The following is a 26,964-nucleotide window of genomic DNA, read 5'->3' as shown; positions in this document are numbered from 1 at the left end:
TCGTTAAGGAGGCATCAAATGGCTGAAGCTAAGGTTTTCCCCATGAACGCTTTCGTGTCTGTGCTCCGCGGCGACGCCGCCGACCAGACTCAGCTCGATATGCTGGCTTACATCACCCAGGCCGAAACCCTCGACGCGGAGTTCGCCCCGGTGGCGCAGTCCCTGTCCAAGGCGTGGATCTATGAGCAGGAGCCCGGCCTGACCAAGTATGCCGAGGGCGACATCGCCAAGCTCGGCAACCAGGTCAAGATCGAGGCGCTGCCCGCAGCCGAGGCAGCCCGCGCACAGAAGGTGCTGGAGGTGCTCGGCGCCCTCAAGGCCGAAAACGAAGCCCTCAAGGCCCAGGTGGAGGCCCTGACCGCAGAAAAGGCCGATCTGGCCGCCAAGATCGCACCGCTTGAGGCCCAGGCCAAGACCGTTGCCGCTCAGAACGCGGCTGGCGAGCAGAAGGTCACTGTGGCCTCCAGCAAGCTGGACGAGATGACCAAGAAGCTCAACGACCTGATGGCCGAAGTGGAGAAGGTCAAGAGCCAGGGCGTGGTGGTTGCCGGCGTGGCTGGCGGCGAGGGCGCTGCGGCTCCGGCCGCTGGCGCGGCTGATGGCCCGGTGGTGGGCGGCGAGCCTGAGGCCGACTTCGGCCTCGGCGGCGATGCCTTCTCCGGCGACACCTGGTAGGCCTGTCGCTTACCGATCAGCTGCTGATCGATTCCAAGGCCCCTGCGCGTATGCGCGGGGGCCTTTTTTTGTTTGACGGGACTGAGCCCTGGCAAGGGCATGGGCGCAGGAAAGGGGGCAGCGCCGGGCGGCAGAGGGGGTGGATTAAGCGTCCGAAGCGGACGCAAGCAGAGGGTTGGATTCGGTTGATGCCGTTGGTACACAAAGGAATCATGGGGATTGACGATGAAGCAGGATTCGGCGTCGAGCCATGCGTTTGACAAGCGCCAATGATTTATATATTGTTCATCATCTCAAAGTGGCGTTCTAGTCGATCTCTTAGCTCGGGACATGGATTTTCACCAATGCCGGGCATGATGATATGATGCTTCAAGGACGCAGTTGAAAACAGCGATGTGCATTATACAACCTCACACTGATACAGTCATTATCCATTCTCACTACACACCGATGACATTGTCACATCACATGCCGTATGGCAGCTTTGAGCGGTTGTCAGCCCCTGCTTCCGGCTGTTCCCATCGCCAGCGGTTCTGTTTCGCCGTGGCGGCCTTTCGGGGCCTTCGCGACCGTTATCCGGTGCTCTGATCCCCCCGCACGACGAGTCGTGTTCTGGTCGGTCCCGGTGCGGACCGCTCTTGTCCTGTCATTTCATGGAGCGTTCAATGGAAAAGATACGAGTTGAAGGATTATACAAGATTTTTGGCCCCAATCCCCAAAAGGCCATGCGCCTGCTGGGGCAGGGGGCCGACAAGGAGTCGGTTCATGAGAAGACCGGCATGACCGTGGGGGTGGACAATGCGTCCTTTTCCATAGAGGCCGGGGAGATATTCGTCATCATGGGCCTTTCCGGGTCGGGCAAGTCGACCATCGTGCGGCTGCTCAACCGGCTCATTGAGCCCACGGCGGGCAAGGTGTTCGTGGACGGTCAGGACGTGACCGCCATGAGCCACGACGAGCTGGTCACCTTCCGGCTGCACAACATGAGCATGGTTTTCCAGTCCTTTGCCCTCATGCCCCATCTCAACGTGCTGGATAACGCTGCCTTTGGCCTTGAGCTGGCCGGAGTCGGCCGGGAGCAGCGCTATGATCGGGCCCGCGAGTCCCTGGCCCAGGTGGGGCTGGCCGGGTGGGAGGAATCCTACCCCCGCGAACTCTCCGGGGGAATGCAGCAGCGCGTCGGGTTGGCCCGGGGGCTGGCCGTGGACCCGGACATCCTGCTCATGGACGAGGCTTTTTCAGCCCTGGACCCGCTGATCCGCACCGAGATGCAGGACGAGCTGGTCAAGCTCCAGGAGGAGCAGAAGCGGACCATTGTCTTCATCTCCCACGACCTGGACGAGGCGCTGCGTATCGGCGACCGCATCGCCATCATGGAGGGCGGCCGCGTGGTGCAGGTGGGCACACCAGAGGAGATTTTGCAGAACCCGGCCGACGACTATGTGCGCGCCTTCTTCCGGGGCGTGGACCCCACGGGGGTCATCTCGGCCGGGGACATTGCCCGCGACAGCTATCCCACGGTGATCAAGTCCAAGCAGGGCAGCCTGCGGGCCGTGCATGAGATTATCAGCGGCAGCGACCGTGACTATGCCTACATTCTCGATACCAAGCGGCGCTTTCTGGGCGTGGTTTCGGCCGACTCCATCGGCGAGTGCATGGAGCGGGGGGCAGCCGACGCGCCCATTGATCAGGCCTTCATCGAGGGTGCGCAGACTGTCAACGCCACGGATAACATGCAGGTCATCCTGCCGCTGGTGGCCTCGCGCCATTACCCGGTTCCGGTGGTGGATGACGAGGGGCGGTACCGGGGCGTGGTTTCGAAAAACCGCTTTTTGCGAACCCTGCATCGCACCGAACAGGAAATGGCCGATTCCGTCTAGCCGGTTGCTGACAAAGGTTCGAGCCGGGCTCGGACCTTTGTGAGCAGCCTCCAGGGTGGATTTGATAAGACAAGGCAACGGCTCAGGAGCATAACGCATGTTTGAAGAACAAGTCATACCCATGGACGTCTGGGTATCCAAAGGCGTCGATTGGCTGGTGGTGAACCACCGCGAAGTTTTCCAGGCCCTCAAGTGGCCTGTGGAGCAGACCCTCAACGGCTTTGACGCCGGACTCAACGCATTGCACCCGCTTGTCGTCATCGCGGTGGTGGTCTTTGCGGCATGGTGGTTCGTGGGCAAACGCATGGCCGCATTCACTCTGGGATCGCTGGTGCTCATCGGCATGCTGGGGCTTTGGGAGGAGTCCATGACCACTCTGGCCATGGTTCTCTCTTCCGTGGTCTTTTGCACCGTTGCGGGCGTTCCCCTGGGCATAGCATCCGGCCGCAGCGACCGTTTCGAGTCGGCCCTGCGTCCGGTGCTCGACGCCATGCAGACCACCCCGGCCTTTGTGTATCTTGTGCCCATCGTCATGCTTTTTTCGGTGGGCAATGTGGCCGGAGTGCTGGCCACCATAGTCTTTGCCCTGCCGCCCATCATCAGGCTGACCAGCCTCGGCATCCGGGGGGTTCATCCCGAGCTGATCGAGGCTGCCCAGGCCTTTGGCGCCACCCGGATGCAGGTGCTGGTGCGGGTGCAGATACCGCTCGCCATGCCCACCATACTGGCGGGACTCAACCAGACCATGATGATGGCCCTGTCCATGGTTGTCATCGCCGCGCTCATCGGCGCTGGCGGGCTCGGCTCACCCGTGGTCCTCGGCCTGAATACCCTGGACATCGGGCGCGCCGTCATCGGCGGTCTGGGCATCGTGCTCATGGCCATCATCCTTGACCGCATCACCCAGTCCATGGCCCGGAAATAACGCGCCCACCGGATGGGGGGGGCTCCAAACCATTTGAGGAGGAACTCATGAAACTGAAGAAAATCCTGCTTGCCGCAGCCTGTGCGCTGTTCCTGACGATCCCGGCCCATGCCTCGGCCGAAAAGCCCGGCCAGGGCGTGACCGTCAACCCGGCCAGGGCCACGTGGAACACCGGCTTTTTCCAGGAGGCGCTTGTGCGCCGCGGGCTTGAGGAGCTAGGCTACACGGTCAAAAAGCCCAAGGATCTCGCCAATCCCCTGGCATACAAGTCCATCGCCCTGGGTGACCTGGACTATTGGACTAACGGCTGGTTCCCCCTGCATGATCCCCAGTTGCCTGCCGACTTTGCGGACAAGTGCGAGCTTATCGGCTATGTGGCCAAGGCTGGCGGACTCCAGGGGTATCTGGTGTCCAAAAAGCATGTGGAGGAGTTCGGCATCAAGTCCCTGGAAGACTTCAAGCGTCCTGAAGTGGTCAAGGCATTTGACGCCAACGGCAACGGCAAGGCCGACCTGACCGCCTGCCCCCCCGGCTGGGGATGTGAAACAGCCATCGCCCATCACATGGAGGTCTACGGCCTGAAAGAGTACGTCAATCCGATCAAGGCCTCTTACGAGGCGGGCATGGCAGGTGCCGTGGGTGCGTTCAAGAGCGGGGAACCCGTGTTCTTTTATACCTGGACACCCAACTGGACCACCTATGTGCTCAAGCCCGGCACCGATGTGATGTGGATCAACGTGCCAGAAATTCTGCCCAGCGAAGCCCAGAAGGGCGCTGAGGATCGGATGACCGTCGCCGGGGTCGAAGGTGCAGTCTCCGATCCCATCGACCTCGGGTTCGTGGTTTCCGATATTCGGATCGCGGCTAACAAGAAATTCCTCGCCGACAACCCGGCGGTCAGGAAGTTTTTCGAGGCCTTCACGCTGCCACTTGCCGACATTAACGCGCAAAACGCCCGGATGAACAAAGGTGAGAAGTCGCAGGCATCCATAGAAAAGCACGTGGACGAGTGGATCGCTGCCAACAAGGCCACCTGGGACGGCTGGCTCCAGGCGGCCAGGGACGCGGCGAAATAGTCCTGTCCGAAACATCTCCCTGCCCAGATATATGCCCGGGGCCGGAGCGAATGCTCCGGCCCCGGTTTGTTTGCAGGCCGGGAGGTCTCCCTTCGTCTTTGCGACGATTTCAGGGCAATCGACAAGAAAACGAGGGGTGCCGCGAAGGATCGTCTGCTGCTCTTGTTTGGAGAAAAATGATATTCTGAAAAATAACCAAAGACAAAACAATGAGCAAGATGCTCCCATTGCTGAGGGAAATTAGACAATTTTACGCAAATAGGGTAAAGGTGTGCGTCCTGTCAGAAAAAGATGCGCCGAGCCGGAGAGCCGGGAACGGCTGCGAATGTGCTTCCTGTTGAAAAAGTGTCTTTTACTCATTGATCGGGTTTGTATGGCGAATCTCATTCTTGATGACATCTGTGTCCGCTTTGGAGGACTGCAGGCCCTGACCGATGTGTCGTTCTCCCTTGGCGAAGGCGAGGTGGTGGGGCTCATCGGCCCCAACGGCGCAGGCAAGACCACGGTATTCAATGTTATTACCGGCGTGTACAGGGCCTCGGCGGGCAAGGCTACCTACGATGGAAAACGCATCACCGGGCTTCGGCCCTACCAGGTTCTGGCCATGGGCATCGCCCGGACCTTTCAGAACATCCGCCTTTTTCCCAAGATGACCGCCCTGGAGAACTGTATGGTGGCCCAGCATTCCCGCTCGTCTGCCGGAGTGGTTGGGGCGGTCTTGCGCAGCCCCTCCCAGCGGCGCGAGGAGGCGCGCATCCAGGATAAGGCCCAGCGGGCCCTCGACTTCATGGGGCTTGGCGATATGGCCGACGAAATCTCCTCCAATCTGCCTTATGGCCACCAGCGCAGGCTCGAGATAGCCCGCGCCCTGGCCAGCGAGCCGCAGACCCTGCTGCTTGACGAGCCCGCAGCGGGGCTCAATCCCTCGGAATCCAGGGAGCTGGTGGACGCCATTGGGCATATCACCGACCTGGGCGTCAACGTGCTCATGGTCGAGCATGACATGAAGGTGGTCATGGGCATTTGCAGCCGCATCGTCGTGCTTGATCACGGTGTGATGATTGCCGAGGGGAGGCCTGAGGAAATTCAGCGCGACCCCAAGGTGATCGAGGCATATTTGGGCCAGTGACGAGAGGCTGGCCGCAACCGCAACAACGGAGAGAGTGTCAATGAAACGGTTAATCGTACTGGGAGTGGCCATGGCCGCTCTGGCCCTGGTCCTGGCGGGCTGCGGCGGTGGTGGCGAGGAACAGAAGCAGGCCGATCCGGTTCTGAAGATCGGCACCCTGTCGCCCCTGACCGGCCCCTACGCCGCCGATGGCAACGACATCAGGCAGGGAGCCGAAGCCGCTGTGGCGGTCATCAAGGCGCAGGGCGGTCTGCCGGGCTTTTCCGACATCGTCGTGGTCCCCGCCGACTCCGCCTGCGATCCCAAGCAGGCCGTGGCCGCGGCCAACAAGCTGATCAACGACAAGGTTCCGGCCGTTATCGGCGCTTACTGCTCCAGCGCCACCATCCCGGCCTCTGAGACCCTGGCCGAGGAAGACATCATCATGATCACCCCGGCCTCCACCAGCCCGGCTGTCACCGAGCGCGGCCTGCCCTACATGTTCCGCACCTGCGGCCGCGACGACCATCAGGCGCCGGCCGCGGTCAAGTTCATGAAGGAAGTGGCTGACGTGAAGAGCGTCTTCATCGTGGACGACAAGACCACCTACTCCCAGGGCATGGCCGACGGCGTGGCCGCCGCCGCCAGGGAGGCGGGCATCGAGGTCTTGGGCCACGAGCACGTCAACCAGGGCGACAAGGACTTCTCCGCCGTCCTGACCATGGTCAAGGACCGCAATCCCGACCTGTTCTATATCTCCCTGCAGAACTCCTCCTCCGGGGCCACCATGGTCATCCAGGCCCGCCGCATGGGCGTCGACGCCATCCTCATGGGCCAGGACGCCGTGTTCCATCCCAAGCTTATCGAGTTCGCCAAGGCCGACTCCGAAGGCATGTTCTGCACATTCGGCGACATCGACACCAGCACCCAGGGATACAAGGACTTCCTGGCCAACTACTCGTCCAAGTACTCCGACCCGGGTGCCTACTCGGCCTATTCCTATGACTCGGCCATGGCCTATCTGCTGGCCGTCAGGGCCGCCGGGACCACCGATCCGGCCAAGGTGCGCGAGGAGCTGCTCAAGCTCTCCTTTGACGGCGCCTCCAAGAAGGTCAGCTACGACGAGAAGGGCGACTCCGGCTCCAACTACACGGTCTATCAGGTCAAGGACGGCCAGTTCGTGCCGTACTGGAACTCCCTGACCGGCCAGAAGTACTAGCCAAGGGGCAGACCCGGTCTGCCGCTTCACCCGCAACTACGAGAGCGGAGCCCCGTGCGCGGGGCTCCGCCACTCCCGGAAGCACATGGACTACTTCATTCAGCAGCTCATCAACGGCCTGACCCTGGGCGGCGTGTACGCCCTTATCGCCCTGGGCTACACCATGGTCTACGGCATCATCCAGCTGATCAACTTCGCCCACGGCGAGTTCTTTGCCGCGGGCGGGTACATGGGCGTCATCTTCATCTCCTGGCTGGCCGCCCAGGGGGTGCATCCCTATGTCTGTCTGGGCATAGGGCTTGTGCTGGCCATGCTCTACTGCGCCATGCTGGCCATGGCCGTGGAACGGCTGGCCTACCGTCCGTTGCGCCAAGCATCGCGGCTGGCTGTGCTCCTGTCGGCCCTTGGCATGTCCATCTTCCTGCAAAACGGGCTGATGCTCACCCAGGGACAGTACGACAAGGCCTATCCCACCGAGATCACGGCGGGCGGGTTCCAGCTTGGCGGGTTGTATATCTCCTACATGCAGTGCCTCATCGTGGCGCTGACCGTCTTTCTGCTGCTGGTCCTGAACCTGCTGGTTTTCAAGACACGCATCGGCAAGGCCATGCGGGCCACGGCCCAGGACAAGGTCATGTCCGCCCTGGTCGGCATCAACGCCAACCACATCATCGCCTTCACCTTTGCCATCGGTGCCGGGCTGGCCGCGGCCGCAGGCATCATGGTCGGACTCTACTACGGCACGGTCAGCTACTCCATGGGCTTTGTGCCAGGCATCAAGGCCTTTGCCGCGGCCGTGCTCGGGGGCATCGGCAACATCACCGGAGCCATGCTCGGCGGGCTGATCATCGGCATGGTCGAAATTTTCGCCGCAGGATACATATCCAGCCAGTACAAGGACGTGTTCGCCTTCATCATCCTGATCGGGGTGCTCTACTTCAAGCCCACCGGCATCATGGGAGAGAACGTTGACGATACAAGAGTCTAAGCGATTGTGGATCGGCCTCGGGGTCGGGCTCTTCTGGTTTCTGATGCTGCTTTGGCCTCTTTTGGGCATCAAGCCAGGGGGATTCGAGTTTTCCGAGACCTGGGCGGTCTTCAGCAAGGTCGCCGTGGCTGCCGCGCTCATCGTGGCCGTTTACCACCTTCGCCGGGCGGGGCTCCTTGATTTCATCGGCACCCCTCTGGTCCGGGCGACAGAAGCCGTGGGCAGGGGCTACCAGAAGGCTCCCACCTGGCTGCTGCTGGCCGTTGTCCTGGCCGCAGCCCTGATCTATCCCCAGTTCGCGGGCCGCTACGGCAACGATGTGGCCATCTCGGTACTCATTTACATCTGCCTTGGGCTTGGCCTCAACGTGGTGGTAGGGCTGGCCGGGCTGCTCGACCTCGGCTACATCGCCTTTTACGGCGTGGGGGCCTACACCTACGCTCTGCTCAGTCTGCATTTCGGCCTTTCGTTCTGGGCCTGTCTGCCCGTGGCCGCCCTGTTGGCCGCCATCTCCGGCTGCATCATCGGGTTTCCCACCCTGCGCATGCGCGGTGACTATCTGGCCATCGTCACCCTGGGTTTCGGCGAGATTGTGCGCCTCATCCTCAACAACTGGATGGCCCTGACCAACGGTCCCAACGGCATCCTCGGCATCCCCAGGCCCGACTTCTTCGGTTACAACTTCGCATCCCTCTCGTCGCTCTATTACGTCATTCTGGGTATCGCCGTTTTCACGGTGCTGGCGGTCTACCGGCTCAATCACTCGCGCATCGGCCGGGCCTGGGAGGCCATCCGCGAGGATGAGACCGCAGCCGAACTCATGGGCGTGAACACTTTTTTGCTCAAGCTTCTGGCCTATGCCATGGGCGCCACCTTCGCCGGGTTGGCCGGGGCGTTCTTTGCCTCGCGCATGCGCTTTGTCGGGCCGGAATCTTTCACCTTCCTCGAATCGGCCATGGTTCTGGCCATGGTCGTGCTCGGCGGCATGGGCTCCATCCCCGGCGTCATTCTCGGCGTGCTGGTCCTGGTGGCCCTGCCCGAGCTGTTTCGCGACTTCGAGCTTTACCGCATGCTCGTCTTCGGCGGGGTCATGTGTACCATGATGCTCGTGCGCCCTGCCGGGCTTTGGCCTGCCAAGCGCATGGGCCGCAGGTCCGAAGAGATGGACTAGGATGGACTAGGCAGGAAGACGCCCAAGCGCAACAGGCACGTCTTGGGCTGATGACAATGATTGAAAACGGCGTACCCGACCTGTGGCTGACCACGGGTGTACTAGCGCCGTTACGCTAAAAAGTTTTGGAAGGTTCTTAGGAGACCTTTTTCAAAAGGTTTCCTAAGCCGCCGGAGGCATCCCCCCATGAGTCAAGACGGCAGGCAGCCCATCCTCGAACTGCGGAACGTGGTCTCGGCCTATGGCCGGATCAGGGCGCTCAAGGGCATTTCCCTCAAGGTATATGAGGGCGAGATCGTGACTATCATCGGTGCCAACGGCGCGGGCAAGTCCACCACCTTGATGACCATGTGCAACGTGGTCAAGGCCGTGGAAGGCGACATCTTCTACAAGGGCGAGCGTATCAACGACGTGGCCCCGGACCAGTTGCCTTCTCGGGGACTGTGTCAGGTGCCCGAGGGGCGGCGCATCTTCCCCAGGCTGACGGTCACCGAGAATCTGGACATGGGCGCTTTTTTCCGCCGCGATTCGGCCGGGATCAAGGAGGACCTGGAGCGGGTGTACGAGCTGTTTCCCAAGCTGCGCGAGCGGCGCAGGCAGCTGGGTGGAACGCTCTCCGGCGGCGAGCAGCAGATGCTGGCCATGGCCCGCGCCCTCATGTCGCGGCCCAAGGTGCTGCTGCTGGACGAGCCGTCCATGGGCCTGGCCCCCCTCCTGGTCAAGCAGATATTCGACATCATCGCCACCATCAACGGTCAGGGCGTGACCGTGGTCCTGGTGGAGCAGAACGCCAACCTCGCGCTCCAGTGCGCCCGGCGCGGCTATGTGCTCGAAACCGGCTCCGTGGTCATGGAGGACGATGCCTCGGTCCTGCTCCACAACCCGGACATCCGCAAGGCATACCTCGGCGAGTAGCCCCGCCTGAGCCCTGGAAGCGAACAAGGCCCCCCCCGGATTTCCGGGAGGGGCCTTGTTCGTGTGGCCGGGGCAGCACGAAGACCCGGACGGCGGGGGCTGTCCGGGTCCTGCGGGAAGGGCGGGGCGACTAGATGTAGTCGCCCCGGTTGAACTTGAATCGCTCGGCGGCGGCCAGGGCGTCCAGCTCGTCAACGATGGTCTGAAGGCCCGGATGGCTGGAGCCAAGGCCCGGCGATTCAGCCTTGAGGGCTTTCACCTCGGCCGCGATCTCGTCCAGGGCTCCGTTGGCTTCCTTGAGGGAGGCTCCGGGGCTCTGGAGGGTGGCGGCGTAGCTTTCCCACCTGTCGAGAATGGATTCGACCCGGTCGGCCACGGCGGCTCCATCCACCTGCTGCGAGGCGCCCAGGGCGCCGGAAGCGAGCAGAGGGTTCACCATCAGGGGCGGGGGCGCCGGGGCGGCGGCTGCCGTGGTCCCCTTGGCCACTTCCTGGGTGAGGAGATCGCCGAAGGCCTGCCCGGAGACAGCGGGAGTCTTCCGTTGCGTTTGCTCCGGCTGAACGCCTTCGATCTGATCAGGACGGATCTTCATGATTCGCACTCCTATCCTGTGGTTTGCCTCAGTTTATGCAAGGAGCTTGCCAGGGGGGAGTGGTGGTGCATCGGCTCGGAAAGATTGCATTTCCCTGGAAGAGGAGTAGGAAAAAAGTGCCGATGCCGGAAGGTGCGACATCCACGCCCCGCCTAAGAGAGTAAAGGACAAAATAATGGTTGTCTATCTCCTCGGCCTCTGGCAAAAAATAGATGTAAGACTCCGAATATCCAGTCCCTGGCACGGCGCGGTGTGCGCTTTGGCGCGTTGCGCGGGCTGTGTGAGGGGGTGTGTAACCGCAAGACAAGGAGAGCGACGATGGCCAATGTGAAGAAAGTGTTGTGCGCGGTGGATTTTTCTGACTACAGCCCCAAGGTGGCCGAGTACGCGAACATGATTGCCGGGTGCGCTGGCGGACAGGTGCTGGTGCTGTATGTGGCGCCGTCCTTGAGTCAGTATGTGGGTTTTCACGTCCCCCCAAGCTCCATTGAGAACTTCGTGGGAGAGATCGTCACCGGAGCCGAGGACACCATGAACGAGTTCGTCAAGGACAACTTCAAGGACTCTGCCACGGTGGGCAAGGTCGTCACCGGCTATCCGGCCGAGGAGATCCTGGCCATTGCCGAGGCTGAGAAGTGCGACATGATCGTCATGGGCACTCATGGCCGCAAGGGCATCGACCGCATTCTCTTCGGCTCGGTGGCCGAGAAGGTGGTCAAGGCATCCAAGGTTCCTGTGCTCACGGTCCGGCCCAGCTAGCCCGCCCTTTACTGGACACGGTAAAGATTATAAGGGAACGGCTCCGGCCGTTCCCTTTGCCATGCCGCGGCCTTGCCGCCGCCGGGTCAGACACCATTTTGGGGGTACTCATGAGAGATTTCAGCGTCCGTCCCGAGATACGGGATTTCAGCCCGTACACGCCGGGCCTGACCATTGAGCGGATCAAGGAGCTGTACGGGCTCGACACCGTCATCAAGCTGGCCAGCAACGAGAACCCCCTTGGCGTTTCGCCCGTGGTTCGGAAAGTTCTCGCGCAGCACGCGGCCCGCGTCTTCCGCTATCCCGAGAACCATTCGCCAAGGCTGGTGGAAGCCATAGCCCGTGCCGTGGGTGTGCCGTCCGAGTGCGTGGTGGCGGGCAACGGCAGCGACGAGATCATCGACATGCTCTTTCGCATCCGGGCCGTGCCGGGCAAGAGCAACGTGATCTGCTACGAGCACAGTTTTTCCATGTACCGCATGTGCGCGAAGCTGTCCGGGGTGGAGTACCGCGAGGTGCCGCGGGGCGCGGCCTTCGAGCTGCCGCTGGACGCCATGGCCGAGGCAGCCGACGAGAACACCATCATGGTCTTTGTCACCAGCCCGGACAATCCCACGGGGCAGGCCGCCAGCGCCGAAGACCTCTCTGTCCTGGCCGGGGTGCTGCCGCCCGACTGCCTGCTGGTGGTGGACGAGGCGTATATCGACTTTGTCTGGCCCCCCGAGTCATATACCCCTGTCCAGGCATTTGACCGCTTCGAGAACCTCGTGGTCCTGCGTACCTTTTCCAAAGCCTACGGGCTGGCCGGGCTGCGCGTCGGTTACGGCCTCATGCCTGCCCAGGTGGCTGCGCACATGAAAAACTCGCGCATCCCCTTTACCGTCAACCTGCTGGCCGAGGAGGCCGCCCTGGCCGCCCTTGACGACGACACCTTCTACAACGAGACCCTGGCCACGGTCATGCGCGGGCGCGAGTTTTTTCTGAATGAGCTGCCCCGCATCGGCTGCCGGGTCTGGCCCAGTCAGGCCAATTTCGTCATGTTCGAGCCGCCCATGCCCGCCCGGCAGGTGTTCGAGTCGCTCCTTGAACGGGGCTTCATCGTCCGTCCCCTGGCCAGTTTCGGCCTGGGCGAATACATCCGGGTCAATATGGGCACCGATGCCGAAAATCGGGCCTTCTTCGCCGCTCTGGCCGAGGTGCTTGATGGCTGATCCGCTCATCGTTACCCTCGACGGCCCGGCAGGGGTGGGCAAGTCCACCATGGCCAAGCGGCTGGCTCGGGAACTATCCATCCCCTATCTCGATACCGGGGCCATGTTCCGGGCCGTGGCCTGGCGGCTGGGCGACGGGGCCTGGGAGCGGGGCGATGCCAGGTTGACGGTTGATCTGGCCGGGATGGAGTTTTCCCTGTCCGGCATCGGCGAGGATTCGGTTCTTTCCCTGGACGGCGTACCCATCGGTGACGAGGTGCGCTCCGAGCAGGTGGCCATGTGGGCCTCGAACATCGCGGTGCTCCCCGTGGTCCGGGCCAGTCTCAAGGCCGCCCAGCAGACCCTTGGCCAGCGTTTTTCCCTGGTGGCCGAGGGGCGCGACATGGGCAGCGTGGTCTTCCCCGCCGCCCGGTGCAAGTTCTTCCTCGACGCCACGGCCGACGAACGCGCCCGGCGCCGTCTGCGCCAATTGGCGGGCATGGGGAAAACGGCCGATTTCGACGAACTGCGCGAGCAGATCGCCCGGCGCGACCACCAGGACCGCAATCGGGCCGAAGCGCCTCTCAAGCCCGCGCCCGACGCGGTGATCATCGACACCACCAACCTCGGCCAGGAGCAGGTCTTCGCCGCCCTGGTCCGGGGAATACGCGGCTGATTCCGCAATCCTTGGGTTTCCATCGGTCTCTCTTGCCTCGGGCAAGAGGGGCTGTTTGCCTTTGGTTTCGCTACCCGTTTCCGCCGGGCAGGGCGTCGGCGCAGGCCGCGGCCGAGGCAAAGGCCCAGTGCAGGTTGAAGCCGCCCAGGTGGCCGGTCACGTCCAGGGTCTCGCCGATGACGTGCAGGCCGGGCACGTTGGCGCAGGCAAAGGTCTTGGACGAGATGTTCGCGGTATCCACCCCGCCCACGGTCACTTCGGCCTTGGCGTAGCCTTCGGTCCCGGACGGGGTGATGGTCAGGCCGTGGACCAGTCCCGCCGCCTCCTCGACCTGCCGTCTGTCCAGCCGACGCACCTCTGCAGAGGCCAGGGCTTCGGGCAGGAGGGTCTGAACCAGCCGTTTTGGCAGCGCCCGGCCGAGCAGGGTGCGTAACAGCATGGAGGACGAGCGGTTGCCCTCCATCAGGTCGGCCACGCGGCCTTGGGGCAGGAAGTCGATGGTCACAGGCTCGCCCTCGCGCCAGTAGGACGAGATCTGAAGCACGGCAGGGCCGGAGATACCCCTGTGGGTGAAGAGCAGGGGATCGGTGAAGCGGACCGGGCCGCATTCGATGGTCACGGGCAGGGCGTTGCCAGCCAGCGGGGCAAAGCGCTCCCGGTCGGCCGGGCCCAGGGTCATGGGCACCAGTCCGGGCCTTGGGTTGACAAGGGCCAGACCGAACCGCCGGGCCAGCCGGAATCCGAGGTCAGTGGCCCCGGCCTGGGGCCAGGAGGGGCCCCCCAGGGCCAGTACCAGTGCCGCCGCCTCCAGGGACTCGCCGCCCGCGACCACGCGAAACGGGCCGGGGCCGTCCACGGACTCGATTTTCCGGCCCGTGAGCAGATACGCGCCGAGTTTGCGGCAGCGGTCCACCAGAATGCCTGCCAGATGACCGGCCCCGGTCAGGGTGAAGAGCTGGCCGTGCTCGCGCTCCTCATACGTCACCCCGAGTCTTGTGAGGAAATCGATGACATCCCAGGGCGAGAGCCGGGCCAGGGCGGATTTGACGAAGTGGGGATTGGCGCAGAGGTAGTTGGCGGACGAGGCGTGAAGGTTGGTGAAGTTGCCCATGCCGCCGCCGGAGATGCGGACCTTGCGTGCTGGCTTGTCCGCGTGATCGATTACTGCCACCCGCAGCCCGCGCCCGGCCGCCCTCTGGGCGCAGAAGAGCCCCGAGGCCCCGGCCCCGAGGATGATGGCGTCATATGGCGCTGGCGTCGGCATGGGGCGACAGTATCAGGCTTGGACCTGCCGGGCCAGAGGGCAAAACCGTCTTTTCATTCATGAAGGTTTCTGCTAGGAATAGGGTTCGACCAAGCAAACAGGAGGATGTGGTTATGGGTTTCTTCTGGTTTTTCCTGGGCCTGGGCATGACCATCGCTGCGCTGGTGATGATCAAGGTCAGCACTCCCAGCGAGGATTAGTCGGCGTGCCGTCCGCCGTCCTTCGGGGCGGAGCGGCAGAGGGAATTTCGCCGGGCGACCGGCGCTTGCGAGGGGAACCGGGATGCGGTTCCCCTTTGCCATTGGAGGTGTGCGCGTGATCATTTACTCCTGGAACGTCAACGGCTACCGGGCTGTGCTCAGGAAGAACTTTCGCGACTGGCTGGACGGCTGCGGCGGCGATATTGTCATGCTTCAGGAGACCAAGGTCCACCCGGACCAGCTCGCGCCCGGGGAACGCGAGCCCGACGCCTACGCCAACCACTACTGGAACTGGTCCAAGAAGAAAAAGGGCTACTCCGGGGTGGCCTGCTTCGCCAATCCCGAGCCCCTGGCCGTGACCACCGGGCTGCCCGACGCCCGCTTCCGTGACGAGGGGCGTGTGCTGCATCTGGAATATCCCGAGTTCCACCTCTTCAACATCTACTTCCCCAACGGCCAGATGGGCGACGATCGTCTCGCCTTCAAGATGGGCTTCTACGACGCCTTCCTGGACCATGCCGAGGCCCTGCGCAGGACCAAACCCATCGTGGTCGGCGGCGACTTCAACACCGCCCACTGCGAGATCGACCTCAAGAACCCCAAGGCCAATGCGGAGCGCTCCGGCTTCCTGCCCGAGGAGCGGGCCTGGATCGACCGCTTCATCGCCCACGGTTATGTGGACACCTTTCGCCTGTTCGAGGACGGCCCCGGCCACTACTCATGGTGGTCCTACCGCTTCAACGCCCGCCAGAACAACGCGGGCTGGCGCATCGACTACTTCTTCGTCTCCGAGGAGCTGCGCCCCAAGGTAACACGCGCCTGGATAGAGCCCGAAGTGCCCGGCTCGGACCACTGCCCGGTCGGGGTGGAGATCGACACTGCGTGAGACGCGGCGAAGGGGGGTGAAGTAATTCTTGTGCTTACATGTCAGCGTTTTTAAAAGTGAGGACATCCTGCTCCTCAGCTTCAATATTAAACTCGACTCTGCTTTGAAGAATTATTTCCTCTACAACATTCGATCCTTTGCCTGACCCGAGAACGCTTTTAAAAATAGCCATTAATCGAGGAATGTTAATAATTTCTTCAACGGATTCGATGTATTTTTTCACAATCGCTTTTATTTGGTATTTAGCCTCTGCTTGAAGTTCAATTTTTTTTAGGATTTCGGCGCAAGATTCGTTAGTTTTCACAACAAATGTGATGGGGTATCTTTGAACCTTGTCAATGTCCAAAAAATATTTACCAGCATCAACAGTCTCAGTGACTTGAAAGAATCGTCCAAGCGGACGCATAACGAAGTCTATTCCGCCATCATTGGCATTTGTTCTTCCGGTTTTATACAGGACAAGTGACTCCTCAATTAACTCTTCAGGTGACCATCCCCAGTATATGCGCCGATCTGCATAATATTGCTTAAGTACTGCGAAACTTGCAATTTCAAAAATCCTTGCATCAACATTGGGTCTGAACAGCCCTTTTATGAAGTCGATAGCCTTTTCTGGAGAGTTTTCCTGAATGTCAACAATCTCTTGGCAGTAATTCATAAATTCAGAAAAGGCACTCTTACGTGCTTTTATATAGGCTTCAATAATCTCCTTGATGGGGACAGCAAGATTAATCTGCCTCTCGTTCAAATCAGCAAGAAGAAGCTTTTCGTTTATCCAATATCTATTGCTTCCTACGTCTCTAATTATTGGGAGATTTTCACAAGAAGGAAAGTATTTCCTAAACTCTTCATTGAGGCGATGGTTTAAAGCATGGTTTTGTAATTTGCTACCGAAGGGTAGCTCTCTTTGGCGACGAAAGAGATCACAAAATTTTGCTCCATCGTAATCTGCGTAGCCATTGATAGTGTTAAATCCACCGTTGATATAATCCTCAACCAGTACGTAAATAGCGTAATGGTTTGCAAGCCCTGCCCGTGATTTAGATCCACGATTAGCAGCCTTGGTCTTGATATTAAGGTACTGGATAAGTTCGGAGTTTTTCAGCAGCAATCTACCGCTTCCGCCGGAATGGAGGTTGAGGATTTCAATGATTCTGTCCGTGAAGTCGTGATTAACAATTGACATTGAAAAGATCTCCCATCTCTACACCATGCTTTGCGCTGCGCCCATTTTTCATTGTTGTGTTTTTCGTCACGGACGAGAGATGTTCTCCTTGATATTCCTTATGGCCCAAAACACGCCGCAAGCCAATTTTTACGTATTCTTCCTGCGACTCTATACTGATGCTTTTCCGGCCCAGCTTTTTAGAGACTATTCCGGTTGTGAAGGTGCCGGAAAATGGATCAAGAACAGTATCGCCTTTTCTGCTGCTGGCCAGAATTATTCTTTCAAGTAATGCTTCTGGCTTTTGAGAAGGGTGCTTTTCGTATTCATCCATACGATAGCGCACTCTTGGGAATTCCCAAACATTACCAGGTACTTTTTTAGTGTTATATGGCTTGGGAACTACTCCGCGATAATCGATTAAATTACGTTTTGCTCCAGTCTTCGCTTCAACGAGAATTTCATTGGTATTAAAGCAATAGGACTTTTTGTCCTTCACGCAATGCAAAATGGGCTCGTACAGAGAGCCATAATGCTTTTTTGCCTGTACTCCTGAGCTATCGTAATACCAAACAATTCGGCTAAGAATTGAAAGCTTGCTTCTTACATAAAGATCAAAATATGGCATCGCCTGAGTGCTAGTCATCAAGTATATAGTTCCTGAAGGTTTAAGGATCCTAATGCACTCATCGATCCACTTGTAAGACCACTCTACGTATTCAGTTTCTGAAGGCCAACAGTCTTCAAACTGAGAGAATCTCTTGCCGATGTTGTATGGCGGATCAGCAAAAATCAAATCAACAGACTCAGTTGGTATTGACGAATTTAGCACGTCTAATGCGTCACCATGGTAAATTATATGGTCGCCTCTGTCGTGAAACTTTTGGCTCATTTTATATTCGTCCCTGCTTTGTGTTCTGGGCTATTAGAATAATATTCCATCAATGCCTCAATTCTGTCTCGGCCGAAGTGTTATTGTGTTCTAATTTTGGAGTCGGGTAGCTCGCCTTTCTTGGTCATTTGGTAAAGCGTGCTTCGGCTCATCTTCAGATCACCAGAAAGCTCCTCCATGGTAAGCAGTTCGCCTTTTGGAACCATGTTCGCCAGAGTTTCTTTGATTTCCTTATAAAAAACGATAAAAGAAAATAACGGGTAACAAGCCGCTTTTCAAGCCAAATCGCTTCAGCTTCAAGGAGATTCCCGGCTGAACTCGCCTACTCAAATTCTTTGGTACCCGCTGACACATCGCAGAAACTTCGGAATAGTCTAGTAACTGATCAGATGGATAGGAGAATTTTAGGGGCGACCTAATCTCGAGTGTTCCAAGCTTCTGCCCTCCCCCCTTACCCCTTCTGATACGCCTCCCAGTCGGACAGGAAGGCGGCCAGGCCGGAGTCGGTCAGGGGGTGGCGGATGAGCTGGGTCAGGGTGGCGTAGGGCAGGGTGACCACGTCCGCGCCGATGAGGGCCGCGTCCAGCACATGCAGGGGGTGGCGTACGCTGGCCACCAGGATCTGGGTCTTGAAGTCGTAGTTGTCGAACATGGTTCGTATCTGCTCCACGCACTCCATGCCGCTCTGGGAGAGGCCGTCCAGCCGCCCCACGAAGGGCGAGACGTAGGCCGCGCCCAGCTTGGCCGCCAGCAGCGCCTGGGCCGGGGAGAAAACCAGGGTGGCGTTGACCCGGATGCCGCGCTCGGCAAGCTCGCGCATGGCCTTGAGCCCCTCGGCGATCAGCGGGATCTTGACCACCACGTTTTCGCCGAAGGAGACCAGATCCTTGGCCTCCTTGATCATCTCCTCGTGGGTGGTGGCGATCACCTCGAGGCTCACCGGGCCGTCCACCAGGGAGCAGATGCGCTCGGCCTGGGTGCGCCAGTCGCCCCCCTCGCGGGCCATGATGGTCGGATTGGTGGTCACGCCGTCAAGCAGACCCAGTTCCTTCACCTCGCGAATCTGCTCCACATTGGCCGTATCCAGAAAAAATCGCATGCAACCTCCTTGGCGACGCGGTGACAACCCATTGACCTTTCTTGATTTGCTCCGACCATAGCACAATTTTTCAGACGGTCAAACGGTAGTGTGACGGTCGGTCCATTCCCCTTTCCCCCAGGCCGCATTTTGGATACATTGGCGACCATGCCGACCACAAACCCTGTTTACGTCATCGGGCTTGCCCCCGGATCGCTTCAGCTTCCTCCCCGTGCCCGCGATGCGCTGGCCCGCGCCGATCTGGTGGCGGGTGGCAAGCGGCTCCTGGCCGCCTGCCCGGACGATCTGATCCCCAAGGGGGCCGAGCGGCTGCCCATCACCGGCCACCTCGCGCCCGTGCTCGAGACCATCCGCAAGGCCGCGTCCAAGGGCCGCGTCGTGGTCGTGCTCTGCGACGGCGACCCGCTCTTTTTCGGCATCGGCAAGCGGCTGGCCGAGGAGCTGGGCAGCGAAAACCTGATCGTGGAGCCCAATCTTTCCACCGTGCAGCTGGCTTCAGCCCGTCTCGGTTTGGCCTGGCAGGAGATGGATTTCGTCTCCCTGCACGGCCGCGACGACTTCTCGCCCCTCTACGCCGCCCTGGTCCGCGCCGATCTTATCGCCGTGTTCACGGATGCGGAGAATACCCCGGCCGAGGTGGCCCGCGCCCTGCTCGAGCGCGGGGCCGAATGCTTTTCCATGACCGTGCTCGAAGACCTGGGCACTTTGCAGGAGCGCATCCGTCCCCTGGCCCTGCCCGAGACCTGGGGCATGGACTTTTCAGACCTCAATCTTGTCATTCTCGAACGGCTCTACCCGCCCGAGATTGAGTTGACCCTCGGCATTCCCGACCATTTCTACCTGCATCAGAAGAACCTCATCACCAAGCTGCCGGTACGCGCCACCGGCCTCGCCCTGCTCAACGTGGAGCCCGAATCCACCATATGGGATCTGGGCGCGGGTTGCGGTTCGGTCTCCATCGAGGCGTCCCATCTGGCCCGGCGCGGCCGCGTTTTCGCCGTGGAGCGCCACAAGACCCGTGCGGCCATGATCCGCGAAAACATCCGTCGTACCGGCGCCTGGCTGGTCGATGTCGTTCTCGGCACCATGCCCGACTGCCTCAAGGGCCTGCCTCGGCCCGATCGCGTTTTCATCGGCGGTGGTCTCGGCGGCCCTTCCAACGAGGACACCGCCCTGCTTGAAATAGCCTGCGAGCGCCTCAAGCCCCGCGGCCGCATGGTCATCCACTGCATCCTTCTCGACACCCTGCACACGGCCAAAGACCATTTCCAAGCCTTAGGCTGGCACTTTGGCGTCACCCAGCTCCAGGCCTCGGCCACCGATTCCCTGGCTGGCGATTTGCGTTTCAAGGCCCAAAACCCGGTATTTATCCTCTGGGCCGAAAAACCCTGACCAGAGGGGTGATACGCGGGCGATCGCAGCGAGGCTGCGGGCGGGAAAGGCGTCTGTTTTCCGGTCAGCACCCATAGTGGGAAGTGGTTGTCCCATCCTGCGATGGCCCAGGTGGGGAGCAAGAGAGAAGAAAGAGCCGTCGCTCCTCCATTTTTTTACAGTCTGCTAAACTGGTATGTGTGCCAGAAGGTGAAGCTCAAGGGATTGCCGACACGGTGTTTTTTCCCGGGGGTTTTCATTTTTTTCCCGCTTGGACTCGATGCCTCAATCCACGCATCGTCGCGCAAAACCATCTGTCCCCTACTCTTGACAAATATTCCGGCATGACGGACACTTCTGGCAATGGTCACGATCCCGTGACAGGGTGTGGCCCGCTGTCGGGCGCACCGACGGCGGGATCGACGGCAAACGGGCAGGCAACGCCATGGACTATTTCAACTTTGAGGAACGGGCCAGCCAGCGCGACTTCGCGGGAATGCGCGACCGGATTTTCTCGCCGGTTGTCGGGCTGCTGGCGCGGCTTCGGGTCACGCCCAACCAGGTTTCGGCGGCCGGAGTCGGATTCCTTGTGCTGGCCGGGCTGACGCCTCCCTCCCTGGCCTGGCTGGCATTCGTGGGCATGGCCTTGTATGTGCTCTGCGACGGCCTGGACGGGCCTCTGGCCCGCAGGACCGGCACGCCCCACCCCGGCGGGCTGCTGGTGGACATTGTGGCCGACCAGCTCGGGGTCATTGTCCTGCCTGCCGCGGCCGTCTACCATATCGGGGCGTGGGGGCCTGCCATGGTCCTCTTCGCCGCCACCTACGTGGCCTTTATCGGGCTGGTCATCTACGCCAACGAGCTGGGCGTGAAGCTGCGCCGCTTTGTCCGTTCCAAATACGTCTTTTATCTGCTTTACCTCGCCTCGCTCCATTTCAACAGGGACCTGGTCACGCTTTTTTGCGCGGCCTTTGCCCTCTACCATTGCGTGGAGACCTTCGCGACCCTGCGCCGCATTTACTCCTTTCACGCCGCCCGTCAGGCCGCATCGCCCCAGGACGCCCCTCCGCCACAGAAGCGCCGCGACACCCCCTGAACGCGGCCGCCCCCGTATCCGGGCTCGTTTCGACAATTTCCGACCTCGGCGGTCTGCAATCGATTTGCCTTGACACGTCGGCTGGTTTTGTTTCATTTTTTTGCCTATAAACCACAAATTTATCTGTCGGATGGCGGCAGCGGAGTTGACGAGGGAAGATGCTCAGGCTCATCATGATCATCAGGAAAAACCTGATCGCCAAGATTATTGTCGCCACTGGCGGCATCATGCTGGCGGGCACTCTGATCCTCATCCACCTGAGCATCGGCTTCGTCAACACCCACACCCTCTCAGAGCACGTCATCACTGCCGACATGGTCAGCAGAACCATCAAGCTGGGTTTGCACAACGCCATGCTGCGCAACTCCCGCCACGAGATAGACCAGATCATCCGCAAGGTCGCGGAGATCAATCCCATCACCTCCATCCGGGTCATCAACAAGGAAGGGGAGATAAAGTTCTCCAACAATCCCGATGAAAAAGAAACGGTTATCGGTCAGGACAGCTCCCTGTGCCAAGCCTGCCATGCGTGGACGCCGCCCAAGACCGCCCTCTCCAGGGAGGAACGCATCCGCGAGATCCGCTCCGGGGAGGGGGCCCATCTTTTCAGCGTACAGACGCCCATTGAGAATTCGACCGAATGTTCGGGCGGGCCGTGCCACTTTCATCCGCCGGACAAGTCCATTCTCGGGACAATGGAACTCGTTTTCTCCTTCGACGATACGGACATCATGGTTGCGGACTACCGCACCGGCCTTATCGTCCTTGGGACCATCTTCTTCATCATCACCTCTGGAGGCATCTTCCTTGGGCTGCGTCAGATCATCACCAAGCCCCTTTCCCAGCTGAACAAGAGTTCCCGCGACATCGCCGAGGGGCGCACCTTGAGGGCGGACCTGCCCATTGCCGGGCGAGAGGACGAGCTGGGCGAGCTGGCCCGTTCGCACACGGCCATGGTCCGGGCCCTGCACGCCAAACAACAGGCCCTCAATGCCAAGATGCTCGAATACGAGCTGCTTTTCGACAACGTCCCCTGCGTGGTCACGGTCCAGGATCGCGACTACAAGCTGCTTGAATACAACAAGGAGACCCGAGAGCGGTTCAGCCCGTTTCCGGGTGCCTTCTGTTATCAGGCATACAAGGGTATCGACGAGCGGTGCGAGGATTGCCCTGTGGAGAAGACCTTTGAGAACGGTTTGGCCCATTGCAGCGAGGAGAGCAGACGCAATCCCGACGGAACCTATTCCCACTGGATTGTCCATACCGCACCCATCCGCGACGAACACGGCCGGGTGACCAAGGCCATGGAGATGTGCCTGGACATTACCGAACGCAAGAAGCTCGAGGAGCGTCTCAGGGAGTCGGAGAAGAAATACCACACCATCTTCAACAGCGTGCCCAACTCCATCTTTGTGGTGGATAACACCACCCTCAACATCATCGACTGCAACTCCACGGCTTCGTCGGTTTACGGCTACGAGCCCGAAGAGCTTGTCGGCCGGTCCTTTCTCACGGTCATCCACCCCGACGAGGCGGAGCGGATCAAGGCGCAGCTGCGCGCCTTCACCTCCATCAACCAGGTCAAGTCCGTTCGCAGCGACGGCTCCGCCTTTTTCGTGGATGTCATGCAGGCCATCTCGGCTCATGCCAGCACAGAGTATCTGCTCATCAGCACCACGGACATCACCGAGAGGCTGGAGGCCGAGCAACTGCTCTTTCATGCCGGGAAGATGGCCACTCTGGGCGAAATGGCCACGGGCGTGGCCCACGAGCTGAACCAGCCGCTCACGGTCATCAAGTCCGCCAGCAACTTCTTCATCAAGAAGATCAATGCGGGCGAGACCATCCCGGCCGAGACCATCGCCACCCTGGCCCGCGAGGTGGACAGCTATGTGGACAGGGCCACCAGGATCATCAACCACATGCGGGAGTTCGGCCGCAAGGCGGACAGGCAGCTGGAGCGGGTCAACGTCAACGATTGCGTCAACCGGGCCTTCACCCTGCTCAACAAGCAGTTCGACGCCCATGGCATCACCGTGCGCTGGGAGCTGGCCCAGTCTCCCCCGCCGGTCATGGCCTCGCCGGAGCAGTTGGAGCAGGTCGTGGTCAACCTCCTGGTCAACGCCAGGGACGTGCTTGAGGAGAAGACAGGAGCCGTCAATTCTGATACGGCACTCATAACCGTGCGTACCGGACGCGACCAGGACAGGGTCTTCATCCAGGTGGAGGACAACGGCGGCGGAATACCCGAGGCGATCTTCAGCAAGATTTTCGATCCGTTCTTCACCACCAAGAAGGTCGGCAAGGGAACCGGGTTGGGGCTCTCCATCAGCTATGGCCTGGTCAAGAACATCGGCGGCGCCATCCATGTGGACAACGGTGAAGCCGGGGCACGGTTCACCATAACACTTCCAGTCGCGGACAGTTGAGATGCAGAAAACAGTATTGCTCGTTGATGATGAAGAGGGAATCCGCACCGTACTCGCGCTGGCCATCGCCGATGCCGGATACGATGTGGTCACGGCGGCCACGGGCGCACAGGCGCTCGAACTGTTGACGGCGCGTGAAATCCCCTTGATCGTGACCGACATCAGGATGCCCGGAATGGACGGGCTTGAGCTGCTCAAGCGTGTCAAGAGGGACTGTCCCGACTGCGAGGTGATCATGATCACCGGGCACGGCGACATGGACGTGGCCATTGAGAGCCTGCGTCTGGGTGCCGGAGACTTCATCACCAAACCCCTGCACGAGAACGCCCTCGAAATCTCGCTCAAACGCGCCGAAGAGAAGATCTCCATTCGCGACCAGCTGCGTGAATACACAGAGAATCTGGAACATCTCGTGCTTGAGAAGAGCAAGGAGCTGGTGGAGGCGGAACGCATGGCCGCAGTGGGGCAGACCGTGGCCTCCATGTCGCATGCCATCAAGAACGTGGCAGGCGGCCTCGAAGGCGGCATGTTCGTCATCGAAAAGGGGCTGGAGCTCGAAAACCGCGAGTATCTGCGCCAGGGCTGGGAGATGGTGCGTCGCGATGTGGAGCGCATCCGCAATCTCTCCATGGAACTGCTTGATTACGCCAAGCCCGTGACCATCAGTCCCGTGGAGGCGGACCCCGATGCCCCGGCCAGGCAGGTGCATGACCTGATGGCCTCCCAGGCTGCCAACTGCGGCGTGGACCTCGTCCTGGACCTGGACGGAACGCTGCCCGCCATGCGTATTGATCCCAATGCGATTCATCAATGTCTGACCAATCTCGTGTCCAATGCCATAGACGCCTGCCAGGATCGGCTCGAAGGGGAGAAGAAGGTGATCATCCGCACCCGCGATGGCGGCGGCATGGCTGTGCGCTACGAGGTGGAGGACACGGGCCACGGCATTGCGCCCGAGATTCTGACCAGGATTTTCAATTCCTTTTTCACCACCAAGGGCAGCCGGGGCACGGGCATCGGCCTGATGGCCACCAAGAAGCTGGTCAAGGAGATGGGCGGTTCCATTATGGCCAATTCCCGCGTGGGGCAGGGCGCCATCTTTACCGTCACCATCCCCACCGCCCACCTCAAGACCTAGCCTGGGCGCGAAATACCGTCCGGCTGGGAAGCGCCAGCCGTGGAAGGACATTGTCCATTCCCGAAAATGGCACAGCAGCAAAGAGGGCGCACCCCAGGGTGCGCCCTCTTGCTGTTCAACTCGTTGGTGTTATTGGACGATGTTGCGGCTTTGGATCTCGACCTGATGCCCGGGCCCGGCGTCGAAGAGCACCGTGTAGGCTCCGGCGGGTTTGTCGAAGGTGAACTCGCTGTCATCGTTCATGGCGCCGCGAGCGACGGTGGTGTCGTTTGCGTCGCGGACAAACACCCGGACTCCGGCGGCGGACGAGCCGTCCGAGAAGCCGCCTTCGCAGGTGATGGTGTTGTCGCCGTTGTCAAAGCAGGAGCAGATGGCGGCGTGGGCCATGGCACTCGCCGGGATCAGCAGGGAAGCGACGATGAGCATGGCTGGCAGGATATGTCGTCTGGTCATGGCTTCTCCGTAATATTACTTGGTGGTGAAGCTCAGGGAAAAGGCGTACCAGACCCGGCGGGTATCGTCGAGGCGGTGCTCGTACTTGCCGATGATCAGCTGGCGTCCCGCAGGACCGATCTTGACGTTGACCGGCTTCTGGTCGGTGAGCGTACGCATCTCCGGGTGCTCGATGGCGAAGTCGGAGGTGATGGATACGGCTGCTCCGGTGGTGGGCGCTGGTTTGCCTTCGTAATAGACCATTACAGGCAGGGAGTCGCCCTGCTTGAGCGAGGTGGGGTCCTTCAGGGGCACGATTTCGATGCGTTGCCCGATCGGCTGCGCCATGAACGGCTGCCAGGAGACGATCTCCTTGGCGAGTTTCCAGGAGCGGCCCTCATCAATGACGGTGCCCCGCACCTCACGCGGATCAAGGAAGTTGCGCCAGCCGTCTTCCTCGGTGTTGTACCAGTATTTGTTGTCGAAATCGACGCAGAGCAGGGCAAAGTCGTCATTGAGCCAGGCAAAGGCCTCGCCCTTGTGCTCCACGGGCTCCAGCGCCACTTTCCACTGGTTGGCGGTAATGCCCGTCAGGGCGGTGATCCTGGACAGGGGATAGGGGTCGGTGCTTCCCGGATGGCCGTATAGCAGCCATGCCCGGTCGCCCCGTTTTTCCAGCCACATGTCATGGGCCTGGGCCGCAGTGGCGGCAACCAGGATCAGCAGGCTCATCAGTCCAAAGGCAATACGGAACTTCTTCATGACAACTCCTCTTTCAATTGAATCTGAAAATCGTTTTCACTCCGAGGGCAGGTATACCCAGTCATTTCCATGTATGTCAACATGATCGTTGCGAATGTTCTCTGCGGCGAATCGTCCTGTCTCTTTGCACAGACAGCCCGACCGTGCCGTGCCGTTTTGGCCACGGCCGGTCCGGTTCCGGGATGCCTTCACCTGCCAGCCCAGGCCGTAGCTGATAATGCGATTCAGCTTCGCGGTTTTACAAGGGCAGCCAAAGGCGTATGATGATGCAAACTCGGCGCTCGCAGCTGGGCTGGCCAGGGTGCCAGGACCGGGAGCGCTTCACCTGGAGTAGAGCGATGTCTCTTGATCTGGTATACGGTTTGCGCGACCATGTCCGGGTGGGTAGCCATGTGCCCGGCCGTTTGACCCTCAAGATCGGGCTTGGCGTCATTGCCGACCCCAGGGTCATAGAGTATGTCAGGGTCAACGGCTTCGGACCGCCCGCGGAGTTGTCAGTACCCGCTGTGAGGCGGACGCGGTTCAATCCACTGACCCGCTCCATGGTCATGGAGTATGACCGGCAGATCATCGAGCCCGAACTGCTCCACAGGCTGTTCGTCTGCGAGGGCGAGGACGAGTTCGGGAGCGTTGCCGCCAGTTTGGCCGAAGCCTGCGGCGTGGATATCGAACGATTCCGGTGTTGAAGCGGGCACCAAGGCAATGATTGCATGAACGCCGGGCTGTTGCCGGGCACAAAGGAGGACGCCATGAGTTTAGGACGAATCGCCATCTTCGCCGCCGGTACGGTGGTTGGCGGGGTCATCGGTTATGCCGCCACCAGGTCCCAGACCGTGAAGAAGACCACCAAGTGCGCCATCAAGGCGGGTCTCAAGGCCAAGGACTGGACTGTGGCCCAGTACGGCAAGGCCAGGGATGAAGTGACGGCTTTGGTCAAGGACGCCCGCAAGGAAGTCCAGAAGGCCTGATCCAGGCGCAATAATTTACCGAACTTTCCTGCCGAGCGCCTTTGGGTGGCCGGTGGGAGGGCTCTTTTGCGGCCCTGCCGGAGTTTTC

At 60.4% G+C, this 26,964-nt stretch carries 27 protein-coding genes; 20 read left to right on the top strand and 7 right to left on the bottom strand.

The annotated features are described in order from the left end of the window. The first annotated feature begins 18 nt into the window (after positions 1-18). The 9 genes from GKC30_RS03410 (at position 19) to GKC30_RS03370 (ending at position 9,957) form a co-directional block, all read left to right on the top strand. Positions 19-675, top strand: coding sequence for a coiled-coil domain-containing protein (locus GKC30_RS03410; RefSeq protein ID WP_155932269.1), 657 nt, complete (start codon positions 19-21; stop codon positions 673-675). Positions 676-1,340: 665 nt separating this feature from the next. Then, positions 1,341-2,555, top strand: coding sequence for a glycine betaine/L-proline ABC transporter ATP-binding protein ProV (gene proV / locus GKC30_RS03405; protein WP_196772792.1), 1,215 nt, complete (start codon positions 1,341-1,343; stop codon positions 2,553-2,555). 97 nt (positions 2,556-2,652) lie between these two features. After that, positions 2,653-3,480 (top strand): ABC transporter permease, encoded by an 828-nt coding sequence (locus tag GKC30_RS03400; RefSeq protein ID WP_155932267.1) that lies wholly within the window; start codon positions 2,653-2,655, stop codon positions 3,478-3,480. A 47-nt stretch (positions 3,481-3,527) separates the two neighbouring features. Continuing rightward, on the top strand, positions 3,528-4,556 hold the full coding sequence (gene proX / locus GKC30_RS03395; protein ID WP_155932266.1) for a glycine betaine/L-proline ABC transporter substrate-binding protein ProX: 1,029 nt from the start codon (positions 3,528-3,530) through the stop codon (positions 4,554-4,556). Positions 4,557-4,929: 373 nt separating this feature from the next. Next, on the top strand, positions 4,930-5,685 hold the full coding sequence (locus GKC30_RS03390) for an ABC transporter ATP-binding protein (RefSeq protein WP_155932265.1): 756 nt from the start codon (positions 4,930-4,932) through the stop codon (positions 5,683-5,685). 40 nt (positions 5,686-5,725) lie between these two features. Beyond that, a complete protein-coding gene (locus GKC30_RS03385; protein WP_155932264.1) occupies positions 5,726-6,883 on the top strand; it encodes a branched-chain amino acid ABC transporter substrate-binding protein in 1,158 nt (385 codons plus the stop codon). Positions 6,884-6,968: 85 nt separating this feature from the next. Then, positions 6,969-7,871 carry a branched-chain amino acid ABC transporter permease gene (locus tag GKC30_RS03380; RefSeq protein ID WP_155932263.1) on the top strand — a complete coding sequence of 301 codons (903 nt, stop codon included), beginning with the start codon at positions 6,969-6,971 and terminating at the stop codon, positions 7,869-7,871. After that, the gene (locus GKC30_RS03375) at positions 7,852-9,042 is read left to right on the top strand and encodes an ABC transporter permease subunit (protein ID WP_196772791.1); all 1,191 of its coding nucleotides are present in this window, start codon (positions 7,852-7,854) and stop codon (positions 9,040-9,042) included. Before GKC30_RS03380 ends, GKC30_RS03375 begins: the two co-directional genes overlap by 20 nt. A 186-nt stretch (positions 9,043-9,228) precedes the next feature. Further along, positions 9,229-9,957: an ABC transporter ATP-binding protein gene (locus GKC30_RS03370; protein WP_155932262.1), complete on the top strand. Its 729-nt coding sequence runs from the start codon at positions 9,229-9,231 to the stop codon at positions 9,955-9,957. A gap of 130 nt (positions 9,958-10,087) precedes the next feature. Here the strand turns inward: GKC30_RS03370 and GKC30_RS03365 are convergent, their stop codons facing one another. Next, positions 10,088-10,549, bottom strand: coding sequence for a hypothetical protein (locus tag GKC30_RS03365; protein ID WP_155932261.1), 462 nt, complete (start codon positions 10,547-10,549; stop codon positions 10,088-10,090). A 318-nt stretch (positions 10,550-10,867) separates the two neighbouring features. Here GKC30_RS03365 and GKC30_RS03360 point away from each other — a divergent pair, with 318 nt between their 5' ends. The 3 genes from GKC30_RS03360 (at position 10,868) to cmk (ending at position 13,174) form a co-directional block, all read left to right on the top strand. After that, positions 10,868-11,308, top strand: coding sequence for a universal stress protein (locus GKC30_RS03360; protein WP_155932260.1), 441 nt, complete (start codon positions 10,868-10,870; stop codon positions 11,306-11,308). Positions 11,309-11,418: 110 nt separating this feature from the next. Then, positions 11,419-12,519, top strand: a complete 1,101-nt coding sequence (gene hisC / locus GKC30_RS03355; RefSeq protein WP_155932259.1) for a histidinol-phosphate transaminase — start codon at positions 11,419-11,421, stop codon at positions 12,517-12,519. Continuing rightward, a complete protein-coding gene (cmk, locus tag GKC30_RS03350) occupies positions 12,512-13,174 on the top strand; it encodes a (d)CMP kinase (protein ID WP_155932258.1) in 663 nt (220 codons plus the stop codon). Before hisC ends, cmk begins: the two co-directional genes overlap by 8 nt. Positions 13,175-13,244: 70 nt before the next feature. On the opposite strand, the gene GKC30_RS03345 is transcribed toward cmk, so the two are convergent. Next, positions 13,245-14,438, bottom strand: coding sequence for a BaiN/RdsA family NAD(P)/FAD-dependent oxidoreductase (locus GKC30_RS03345; RefSeq protein ID WP_155932257.1), 1,194 nt, complete (start codon positions 14,436-14,438; stop codon positions 13,245-13,247). A 59-nt stretch (positions 14,439-14,497) separates the two neighbouring features. Here GKC30_RS03345 and GKC30_RS14865 point away from each other — a divergent pair, with 59 nt between their 5' ends. Together GKC30_RS14865 and GKC30_RS03340 are read left to right on the top strand one after the other, a co-directional pair. Then, positions 14,498-14,638: a hypothetical protein gene (locus GKC30_RS14865; protein ID WP_196772790.1), complete on the top strand. Its 141-nt coding sequence runs from the start codon at positions 14,498-14,500 to the stop codon at positions 14,636-14,638. A gap of 115 nt (positions 14,639-14,753) precedes the next feature. Then, a complete protein-coding gene (locus tag GKC30_RS03340) occupies positions 14,754-15,524 on the top strand; it encodes an exodeoxyribonuclease III (protein ID WP_367613950.1) in 771 nt (256 codons plus the stop codon). A 34-nt stretch (positions 15,525-15,558) separates the two neighbouring features. Here GKC30_RS03340 and GKC30_RS03335 read toward each other — a convergent pair whose 3' ends face one another. The 3 genes from GKC30_RS03335 to fsa form a co-directional block, all read right to left on the bottom strand. After that, the gene (locus GKC30_RS03335; RefSeq protein ID WP_155932255.1) at positions 15,559-16,710 is read right to left on the bottom strand and encodes a restriction endonuclease; all 1,152 of its coding nucleotides are present in this window, start codon (positions 16,708-16,710) and stop codon (positions 15,559-15,561) included. Further along, positions 16,697-17,581, bottom strand: a complete 885-nt coding sequence (yhdJ, locus tag GKC30_RS03330) for an adenine-specific DNA-methyltransferase (RefSeq protein ID WP_155932254.1) — start codon at positions 17,579-17,581, stop codon at positions 16,697-16,699. The genes GKC30_RS03335 and yhdJ overlap by 14 nt, the downstream gene beginning before the upstream one ends. Before the next feature lie 451 nt (positions 17,582-18,032). Continuing rightward, a complete protein-coding gene (fsa, locus tag GKC30_RS03325) occupies positions 18,033-18,680 on the bottom strand; it encodes a fructose-6-phosphate aldolase (protein WP_155932253.1) in 648 nt (215 codons plus the stop codon). Between the two features lie 147 nt (positions 18,681-18,827). Between fsa and cbiE the strand changes: the two genes are divergently transcribed. The 4 genes from cbiE to GKC30_RS03305 all read left to right on the top strand — a co-directional run bounded on the left by cbiE (position 18,828) and on the right by GKC30_RS03305 (position 24,714). After that, entirely contained in the window at positions 18,828-20,072 is a 1,245-nt protein-coding gene (cbiE, locus tag GKC30_RS03320; protein WP_155932252.1) for a precorrin-6y C5,15-methyltransferase (decarboxylating) subunit CbiE, read from the top strand. Between the two features lie 364 nt (positions 20,073-20,436). After that, the gene (locus GKC30_RS03315; RefSeq protein ID WP_367613948.1) at positions 20,437-21,147 is read left to right on the top strand and encodes a CDP-alcohol phosphatidyltransferase family protein; all 711 of its coding nucleotides are present in this window, start codon (positions 20,437-20,439) and stop codon (positions 21,145-21,147) included. A gap of 158 nt (positions 21,148-21,305) precedes the next feature. Then, complete coding sequence (locus tag GKC30_RS03310; protein WP_155932251.1) at positions 21,306-23,576, top strand: PAS domain S-box protein; 2,271 nt, start codon at positions 21,306-21,308, stop codon at positions 23,574-23,576. Between the two features lies 1 nt (position 23,577). Further along, positions 23,578-24,714, top strand: coding sequence for a sensor histidine kinase (locus GKC30_RS03305; protein WP_155932250.1), 1,137 nt, complete (start codon positions 23,578-23,580; stop codon positions 24,712-24,714). Positions 24,715-24,843: 129 nt separating this feature from the next. On the opposite strand, the gene GKC30_RS03300 is transcribed toward GKC30_RS03305, so the two are convergent. Both GKC30_RS03300 and GKC30_RS03295 read right to left on the bottom strand, forming a co-directional pair. Continuing rightward, positions 24,844-25,167 carry a hypothetical protein gene (locus GKC30_RS03300; protein ID WP_155932249.1) on the bottom strand — a complete coding sequence of 108 codons (324 nt, stop codon included), beginning with the start codon at positions 25,165-25,167 and terminating at the stop codon, positions 24,844-24,846. 15 nt (positions 25,168-25,182) lie between these two features. Further along, positions 25,183-25,908 (bottom strand): DUF4198 domain-containing protein, encoded by a 726-nt coding sequence (locus GKC30_RS03295; protein WP_155932248.1) that lies wholly within the window; start codon positions 25,906-25,908, stop codon positions 25,183-25,185. 260 nt (positions 25,909-26,168) lie between these two features. On the opposite strand from GKC30_RS03295, the gene GKC30_RS03290 reads away from it, so the two are divergent. Both GKC30_RS03290 and GKC30_RS03285 read left to right on the top strand, forming a co-directional pair. Continuing rightward, positions 26,169-26,594 (top strand): hypothetical protein, encoded by a 426-nt coding sequence (locus GKC30_RS03290; RefSeq protein WP_155932247.1) that lies wholly within the window; start codon positions 26,169-26,171, stop codon positions 26,592-26,594. 63 nt (positions 26,595-26,657) lie between these two features. Then, a complete protein-coding gene (locus GKC30_RS03285; protein WP_155932246.1) occupies positions 26,658-26,876 on the top strand; it encodes a hypothetical protein in 219 nt (72 codons plus the stop codon). The last annotated feature ends 88 nt before the right edge of the window (positions 26,877-26,964 follow it).

Origin of the sequence: Pseudodesulfovibrio alkaliphilus (genome assembly GCF_009729555.1) — a bacterium.
Classification (GTDB): domain Bacteria; phylum Desulfobacterota; class Desulfovibrionia; order Desulfovibrionales; family Desulfovibrionaceae; genus Pseudodesulfovibrio; species Pseudodesulfovibrio alkaliphilus.
Note: the sequence above shows the minus strand (reverse complement) of the source record. Positions and strands in the feature narration are given on the sequence as shown.